3 protein-coding genes are annotated in these 3,145 nt (G+C 62.3%); all 3 read left to right on the plus strand.

Features of this window, described 5'->3' with window-relative positions; genetic code table 11:
- Positions 1-73: 73 nt before the first annotated feature.
- Positions 74-997: a sulfite exporter TauE/SafE family protein gene (locus EOA86_RS28270; protein ID WP_127211742.1), complete on the plus strand. Its 924-nt coding sequence runs from the start codon at positions 74-76 to the stop codon at positions 995-997.
- A complete protein-coding gene (locus EOA86_RS28275; RefSeq protein WP_128344686.1) occupies positions 997-1,788 on the plus strand; it encodes a TIGR02186 family protein in 792 nt (263 codons plus the stop codon). The genes EOA86_RS28270 and EOA86_RS28275 overlap by 1 nt, the downstream gene beginning before the upstream one ends.
- A 105-nt stretch (positions 1,789-1,893) precedes the next feature.
- Positions 1,894-3,145: Hsp70 family protein (locus EOA86_RS28280; RefSeq protein ID WP_164892050.1), on the plus strand; the 1,252-nt coding region annotated here is incomplete at its 3' end.

Here is a 3,145-nt window from a genome sequence, read left to right on the forward strand (position 1 = left end):
GAGATAGGCTTTTTGGCGCGAAATGCCCGCAACGGTTGCATTCGCCGAGAGGCAAACTGATCGAGACTGACGGGTGGGCATCTATCTCCCGATCGCGGAAATTTCCGTGAACATTTTCGTGCTGCTGGCCATGGGCGCGGCAGTAGGCTTCCTGTCGGGCATGTTCGGAGTGGGCGGCGGCTTCCTCATCACGCCGCTGCTGATCTTCTACAACATACCGCCGGCGATCGCGGTCGCCACCGGCGCCAACCAAGTCATCGCCTCCTCCTTCTCCGGCGCATTGTCGCATGTGAAGCGCGGCACGCTCGACTTCAAGCTCGGCGGTGTGCTTTTGGCAGGCGGCATCGTCGGCTCAACCTGCGGCATCTTTGTCTTTGGTTTCTTGCGCCGGCTCGGCCAGCTCGACCTGTTCATCTCGCTGCTCTATGTCGTGCTGCTTGGCACCGTCGGCGGGCTGATGCTGGTCGAGAGCGTCAATGCGCTGCGCGCCACCCGCAGCGGCGCGGCACCGGTGCTGAAGAAATCCGGCCAGCACAACTGGATCCACCGCTTGCCGCTGAAAATGCGGTTCAGGGCCTCGAAGCTTTTCGTCAGTGTCATCCCGGTGCTCGGCCTCGGCGCCGGCATCGGCTTCCTGTCGTCGATCATGGGCGTCGGTGGCGGTTTCATCATGGTACCGGCGCTGATCTACCTCTTGAAAGTGCCGACCAATGTCGTCATCGGCACCTCGCTTTTCCAGATCATCTTCACCTCGGCGTATACCACGCTGGTCCACGCCACAACTAACCAGACGGTCGACGTCATGCTCGCCTTCCTGTTGATGGCGGGCGGCGTCGCCGGCGCGCAATACGGCGCCAAGGCCGGCCAAAGGCTGCGTGGCGAGCAGCTCAGGGCGCTGCTCGCATTGCTGGTGCTGGCGGTCGCAATCCGGCTCGCCATCGATCTGTTCGTGACGCCGCCCAACCTCTATTCTCTTTCGGGCGTGGGTCTGACCTGATGGCGGGCTTAAGGGCGTTCTTGGCCGTTGCCTCGCTGTCGCTGTTGGCAGTCGCGCCACCGGGAAAAGCGCAGACGCCAGCTACCGAAAATATCCAGATCGGCCTGTCCACCGACCATGTCTCAATCACCGCCGGCTTTTCCGGCGCCGATCTCACCATCTTCGGCTCATTGGAAAATGCCGACCCGCTTGTCGCGCGCCGGGGGCGCTACGACATCATCGTCGTGCTTGAGGGTCCGGCCCGGCCGGTCGTCGTGCGCCGCAAGGACCGGGTGCTCGGCATCTGGATCAATCTGGAGTCCGAAACCTTCGAGAATGTGCCGGTGTCCTATTCGGTGGCGACGACGCGCCCGCTGCAGGACGTAACCGACCCCAACAGCTACAAGCAACTGTCACTCGGCGCCGCCAACATCTACATGCAGCCGGCCGACGATGGCGAGAGTCCGGCGACAATCCAGGAATTCACCGCGGCGCTGCGCGAGCGCAAAACGGCGACCGGCCTCTACAGCGAGAATGTTGGCGGCGTGCAGTTCCTGTCGCAGAACCTGTTCCGCGCCACCGTCAGGCTCGCCCCCAACGTTCCAGTCGGCACCCACAAGGCCCGTGCGTTTCTGTTCAAGAGCGGCCTGTTCATCAAGGAAAGCTCCGCCCAGCTCGAAATCCGCAAGTCCGGTTTCGAACAGTCGATCTTCCGCGTCGCCCACGATTATTCCTTCCTCTACGGCGTCTTCGCCGTATTGCTAGCCATGCTGACCGGCTGGCTCGGAAGACTGGTCTTCCGAAAGGACTAGGCCTCTCCGAAAGGTGGTTCCCCTTTTGGGGTTCATGGGTTAGACCGCGACCCCGGCCCGACTGGAGACGAGCTGTCGCTCCCACATCAGAATACAGGACTTACGATGCGACCAGCATTCGGCGGTATCGACTTCGGCACTTCGAATTCCACCGTGGGCGTGGTCAGGAACGGGCAGCCGCGGCTGGTGGCGCTGGAAGACGGCGAAGTGACGCTGCCGAGCGCCGTATTCTTCAACTTCGAGGACAACCGCAACTATTTCGGGCGCCGCGCCATCGCCAACTATACCGACAGCATCGAAGGTCGCCTGATGCGCTCGCTGAAGAGCGTGCTCGGCAGTTCACTTGTCCATGAAAAGACGCGGATCAAGGCCCGATCGATCGCCTTTACCGAGATCATCGGTCTGTTCGTCGGCCATCTCAGGAAAAAGCTGGAGGACAATGCCGGCCATACGGTCGAGAGCGTGGTGCTCGGTCGTCCCGTGCAGTTCGTCGACGATGATGCCGAGGCCGATGCCACGGCTGAAGGTGAACTCGAGAACGCGGCACGCGCCCAGGGCTTCAAGCATATCGCCTTTCAGTTCGAGCCGATCGCGGCGGCGCTCGACTACGAGCAGAAGGTCACGCGGGAAGAACTGGCGCTGATCGTCGACATGGGTGGCGGCACATCGGACTTCTCGATCGTGCGGGTGTCGCCGCAGCGCGCCCGCTCCCTCGATCGCAAAGACGACATTCTGGCGAGCCGAGGCATCCACATCGGCGGCACCGACTTCGACCGGCTGTTGAGCATCACCCATGTAATGCCGCAGCTCGGCTACCTCTCGCCGACCAAGGACGGCAAGCGCAACTTGCCGGCCAGCTACTTCATCGACCTGGCGACATGGCAGCGCATCAATCTGGTCTACACCCCGAGGGCGATGACGCATCTGCGCCAGATCCGCTACGAGGCGGAACGCGCCGACCTGGTCGACCGTTTCATCCATATTGTCGAGCATCGTTACGGGCACGCGCTGGCTGCTTTGGTTGAAAATGCCAAGATCGCGCTGACGGAGCAACTTTCTGGTGATGTCGTTGTCGCGCTGCCCGGTGCGAAGTTCGCGGCAGAAATTTCGCGCGCCGGGCTCGAAGCCACGATCGTTAGGGAGATCGAACGAGTGGCCGCGACGGTTGGTGAGACCATCCGGGACTCGCAGGTGAAACCATCCGACATCACCGCGGTGTTCTTGACCGGCGGATCGACCGCCATCCCGCTGGCAAGGCAGCAGATATTAGCCTTGTTGCCGCAGGCGTCCGTCATCCAAGGTGACATGTTCGGCTCGGGCGGGCTTGGGCTGGCGCTCGACGCGCAGCGGAAATTCG

It is taken from the genome of Mesorhizobium sp. M5C.F.Ca.IN.020.32.2.1, from assembly GCF_004023105.1.
Taxonomy (GTDB): domain Bacteria; phylum Pseudomonadota; class Alphaproteobacteria; order Rhizobiales; family Rhizobiaceae; genus Mesorhizobium; species Mesorhizobium wenxiniae.

Coding starts and splice junctions, on each gene's coding strand:
- EOA86_RS28275 (WP_128344686.1), top strand. CDS start 997: ATGGCGGGCTTAAGGGCGTTCTTGGCCGTTGCCTCGCTGTCGCTGTTG.